Source organism: Streptomyces jeddahensis (genome assembly GCF_001642995.1).
In the GTDB taxonomy this organism is placed as follows: Bacteria; Actinomycetota; Actinomycetes; order Streptomycetales; family Streptomycetaceae; genus Streptomyces; species Streptomyces jeddahensis.
This window is the reverse complement of the sequence record NZ_LOHS01000024.1, coordinates 1-3,425: the sequence shown is the minus strand read 5'-3', so window position 1 is coordinate 3,425 and position 3,425 is coordinate 1. Positions and strand designations below refer to the sequence as shown.

Below are 3,425 nucleotides of genomic sequence, written 5' to 3'. Positions count from 1 at the left end.
GGTCAGAGGCCAGTACATCAGCGAACGTCTGATGCTGGTTGCTCATGGGTGGAACGTTGACTACTCGGCATCATCGCGAAGCTCGCTTCGCCTAGTACTGCTCGTAAGAGCGTGGAACGGCAGGGGAGTTCGGGAGGGTGTCGGGCACGCTGTTGGGTGTCTGAAGGCACGGCCGCATGGTCGTCCTTCGATGCCGGCCCCAGTGAACTTGCCGTAGGCGGCAGGGTGATGGGTGGTTGGTCGTTGTTTGAGAACTGCACAGTGGACGCGAGCATCTGTGGCCAAGTTTTTAAGGGCGCACGGTGGATGCCTTGGCACCAGGAACCGATGAAGGACGTGGGAGGCCACGATAGTCCCCGGGGAGTCGTCAACCAGGCTTTGATCCGGGGGTTTCCGAATGGGGAAACCCGGCAGTCGTCATGGGCTGTCACCCACTGCTGAACACATAGGCAGTGTGGAGGGAACGCGGGGAAGTGAAACATCTCAGTACCCGCAGGAAGAGAAAACAACCGTGATTCCGGGAGTAGTGGCGAGCGAAACTGGATGAGGCTAAACCTTGTATGTGTGAGACCCGGCAGGGGTTGCATGCAGGGGGTTGTGGGATTTCTCTGTCACAGTCTGCCGGCTGTGAGGCGAGTCAGAAACCGTTGATGTAGGCGAAGGGCATGCGAAAGGCCCGGCGTAGAGGGTAAGACCCCCGTAGTCGAAACATCAGCGGCTCGTTTGAGAAACACCCAAGTAGCACGGGGCCCGAGAAATCCCGTGTGAATCTGGCGGGACCACCCGCTAAGCCTAAATATTCCCTGGTGACCGATAGCGGATAGTACCGTGAGGGAATGGTGAAAAGTACCCCGGGAGGGGAGTGAAATAGTACCTGAAACCGTGTGCCTACAAGCCGTGGGAGCGTCGGACATCAAGTTTACTTGGTGTCTCGTGACTGCGTGCCTTTTGAAGAATGAGCCTGCGAGTTTGCGGTGTGTTGCGAGGTTAACCCGTGTGGGGAAGCCGTAGCGAAAGCGAGTCCGAATAGGGCGTTTTAGTAGCGCGCTCAAGACCCGAAGCGGAGTGATCTAGCCATGGGCAGGTTGAAGCGGCTGTAAGAGGTCGTGGAGGACCGAACCCACCAGGGTTGAAAACCTGGGGGATGACCTGTGGTTAGGGGTGAAAGGCCAATCAAACTCCGTGATAGCTGGTTCTCCCCGAAATGCATTTAGGTGCAGCGTCGTGTGTTTCTTGCCGGAGGTAGAGCACTGGATAGGCGATGGGCCCTACCGGGTTACTGACCTTAGCCAAACTCCGAATGCCGGTAAGTGAGAGCGCGGCAGTGAGACTGTGGGGGATAAGCTCCATGGTCGAGAGGGAAACAGCCCAGAGCATCGACTAAGGCCCCTAAGCGTACGCTAAGTGGGAAAGGATGTGGAGTCGCAGAGACAACCAGGAGGTTGGCTTAGAAGCAGCCACCCTTGAAAGAGTGCGTAATAGCTCACTGGTCTAGTGATTCCGCGCCGACAATGTAGCGGGGCTCAAGCGTACCGCCGAAGTCGTGTCATTGCGATATGTACCCCTAACGGGGATCGTGATGGGTAGGGGAGCGTCGTCTGCCGGGTGAAGCAGCCGCGTAAGCGAGTTGTGGACGGTTGACGAGTGAGAATGCAGGCATGAGTAGCGATACACACGTGGGAAACGTGTGCGCCGATTGACTAAGGGTTCCTGGGTCAAGCTGATCTGCCCAGGGTAAGTCGGGACCTAAGGCGAGGCCGACAGGCGTAGTCGATGGATAACCGGTTGATATTCCGGTACCCGCTGTGAAGCGTCAAACATCGAATCCAGTGATGCTAAGCCCGTGAAGCCGCCCTGATCTCTTCGGAGTTGAGGGGAGTGGTGGAGCCGGTGACCCGAGCTGGTAGTAGGTGAGTGATGGGGTGACGCAGGAAGGTAGTCCATCCCGGGCGGTGGTTGTCCCGGGGTAAGGGTGTAGCCCGAGTGGTAGGCAAATCCGCCACTCATTAAGGGTGAGACCTGATGCCGAGCCGATTGTGGTGAAGTGGATGATCCTATGCTGTCGAGAAAAGCCTCTAGCGAGTTTCATGGCGGCCCGTACCCTAAACCGACTCAGGTGGTCAGGTAGAGAATACCGAGGCGTTCGGGTGAACTATGGTTAAGGAACTCGGCAAAATGCCCCCGTAACTTCGGGAGAAGGGGGGCCACACTTGGTGATCCGTTTTACACGGTGAGCTGGGGGTGGCCGCAGAGACCAGCGAGAAGCGACTGTTTACTAAAAACACAGGTCCGTGCGAAGCCGTAAGGCGATGTATACGGACTGACGCCTGCCCGGTGCTGGAACGTTAAGGGGACCGGTTAGCTCCATTTCGGTGGGGCGAAGCTGAGAACTTAAGCGCCAGTAAACGGCGGTGGTAACTATAACCATCCTAAGGTAGCGAAATTCCTTGTCGGGTAAGTTCCGACCTGCACGAATGGCGTAACGACTTCTCGACTGTCTCAACCATAGGCCCGGTGAAATTGCACTACGAGTAAAGATGCTCGTTTCGCGCAGCAGGACGGAAAGACCCCGGGACCTTTACTACAGTTTGATATTGGTGTTCGGTTCGGCTTGTGTAGGATAGGTGGGAGACTGTGAAGCGGGCACGCCAGTGTTCGTGGAGTCGTCGTTGAAATACCACTCTGGTCGTGCTGGATGTCTAACCTGGGTCCGTGATCCGGATCAGGGACAGTGTCTGATGGGTAGTTTAACTGGGGCGGTTGCCTCCTAAAGGGTAACGGAGGCGCCCAAAGGTTCCCTCAGCCTGGTTGGCAATCAGGTGTTGAGTGTAAGTGCACAAGGGAGCTTGACTGTGAGACCGACGGGTCGAGCAGGGACGAAAGTCGGGACTAGTGATCCGGCGGTGGCTTGTGGAAGCGCCGTCGCTCAACGGATAAAAGGTACCCCGGGGATAACAGGCTGATCTTCCCCAAGAGTCCATATCGACGGGATGGTTTGGCACCTCGATGTCGGCTCGTCGCATCCTGGGGCTGGAGTCGGTCCCAAGGGTTGGGCTGTTCGCCCATTAAAGCGGTACGCGAGCTGGGTTTAGAACGTCGTGAGACAGTTCGGTCCCTATCCGCTGTGCGCGTAGGAGTCTTGAGAAGGGCTGTCCCTAGTACGAGAGGACCGGGACGGACGAACCTCTGGTGTGCCAGTTGTTCTGCCAAGGGCATGGCTGGTTGGCTACGTTCGGGAGGGATAACCGCTGAAAGCATCTAAGCGGGAAGCCTGCTTCGAGATGAGGACTCCCACCCACTTGATGGGGTAAGGCTCCCAGTAGACGACTGGGTTGATAGGCCAGATATGGAAGCCCAGTAATGGGTGGAGTTGACTGGTACTAATAGGCCGAGGGCTTGTCCTCAGTTGCTCGCGTCCACTGTGT

Annotated in this window: 1 rRNA gene; it reads left to right on the top strand. The window is 57.0% G+C overall.

The features are described from left to right. Positions 1-279: 279 nt before the first annotated feature. A 23S ribosomal RNA gene (locus tag STSP_RS02255) occupies positions 280-3,404 on the top strand. Positions 3,405-3,425: the final 21 nt, after the last annotated feature.